The sequence below is a fragment of the Protofrankia sp. Cr1 genome (assembly GCF_963555865.1).
Lineage (GTDB): Bacteria > Actinomycetota > Actinomycetes > Frankiales > Frankiaceae > Protofrankia.
In genome coordinates this window covers 4,208-5,879 of record NZ_CAUVXO010000276.1, presented here as the reverse complement: position 1 = coordinate 5,879, position 1,672 = coordinate 4,208, and the positions used below count along the sequence as shown (strand labels likewise).

General features: G+C 68.2%; 1 protein-coding gene. It reads right to left on the bottom strand.

Translation table 11 applies throughout. From position 1 onward, the window contains the following. On the bottom strand, window positions 1-1,575 hold a 1,575-nt coding region (locus tag U9980_RS18830), incomplete at its 3' end, for an acyl-CoA mutase large subunit family protein (RefSeq protein ID WP_322769121.1). Window positions 1,576-1,672 lie beyond the last annotated feature (97 nt).

Here is a 1,672-nt window from a genome sequence, read left to right as displayed (position 1 = left end):
GGCGTCGGCGGGACGGTACACCCCCCAGACTGCGCGCAGAGCGTGACAGACCTCACCGACGGTAGCGCGGGCGCGCAGGGCCTCCTTGAGCGGATAGAGGACGTTGTCCGTCCCCTGCGCGGCGGCTTTGACCGCGTCCAGGCAGCGGGTCACCTCGGCGTTGTCGCGGTCGGCTCGCAGTGCGGCCAGCCGGGCGGCCTGGTCGGCCTCGATCGACGGGTCCACCCGCAACGGCTCGTAGCGGTCCTCCTGCTCGGCCCGGAACCGGTTGACGCCGACCACGGTGCGCGAGCCGTCCTCGATGCCCTTCAGGACCGCGTACGCGGAATTCTCGATCTCGCTCTTCTGGTAGCCCTGCTCGATCGCGGCGACCGCTCCCCCGCGCTTTTCGACCTGTTCCATCAGTTCACGGGCGGCGTGCTCGACCTCGTCGGTCAGCGCCTCGACCGCGTAGGAGCCGGCGAACGGGTCGACGGTGGCGGTGATGTCCGTCTCGTAGGCGAGGACCTGCTGGGTGCGCAGCGCCAGCGTCGCGGCCTTGACCGTGGGCAGGGCGATGGCCTCGTCGTAGGAGTTCGTGTGCAGGCTCTGGGTACCGCCCAGCACGGCCGCGAGGCCCTGCACCGCGACCCGGACGAGGTTGACCTCGGGCTGCTGTGCGGTCAGCTGCACGCCGGCGGTCTGGGTGTGGAAGCGCAGCATCATCGATTTGGGGTTGGTCGCACCGAAGGTGTTCTTCATCACGTCCGCCCAGATCCGGCGGGCGGCGCGGAACTTCGCCACCTCCTCCAGCAGGGTCGTGCGGGAGACGAAGAAGAACGACAGCCGCGGTGCGAACTCGTCGACCACGAGCCCGGCCTCGATCGCCGCCCGAACGTAGGCGATGCCGTCGGCAAGGGTGAACGCGATCTCCTGGGCGGGGGTCGCCCCGGCCTCAGCCATGTGGTACCCGGAAATCGAGATCGTGTTCCACTTGGGGATCTCGTTGCGGCAGTAGGCGAAGGTGTCCGAGACCAGCCGCAGTGACGGCGCTGGCGGGTAGATGTAGGTGCCGCGAGCGATGTACTCCTTGAGGACGTCGTTCTGGATCGTCCCAGTGATCTTCGAACCCGGAACGCCCTGTTCCTCGGCGACCAGTTGGTAGAGCAACAGCAGCACGGACGCGGGCGCGTTGATGGTCATCGAGGTGGAGACCTGGTCGAGCGGGATGCCGTCGAAGAGCAACCGCATGTCCTCGATCGAGTCGATCGCCACGCCGACCTTGCCGACCTCGCCGTGCGCGATCGGCTCGTCGGAGTCGAAGCCCATCTGGGTGGGCAGGTCGAAGGCGACGGAAAGCCCGCCGGTGCCGGCGGCGACGAGCGAGTGGTAACGCTCGTTGGACTCCCGCGCGGTGCCGAAACCCGCGTACTGCCGCATCGTCCACGGCTTGCCGGTGTACATGGTCGGGTAGACGCCCCGGGTGAACGGATACTCGCCAGGTGCGCCGAGACGCTCCGACAGATCCTCAGGAAGATCGGGTGCACCGTACACAGACTTGATCGGCTGGCCGGACTCCGACAGACGCTCGCTCATGGCCAGATGGTAGGGAAAGCCGGCCCCCGCGTGCGCGCCTCACAGTTGCCACGCGCGTCACCGCCGCCTCCACACTGATCAACACGGCGGCCTGCGC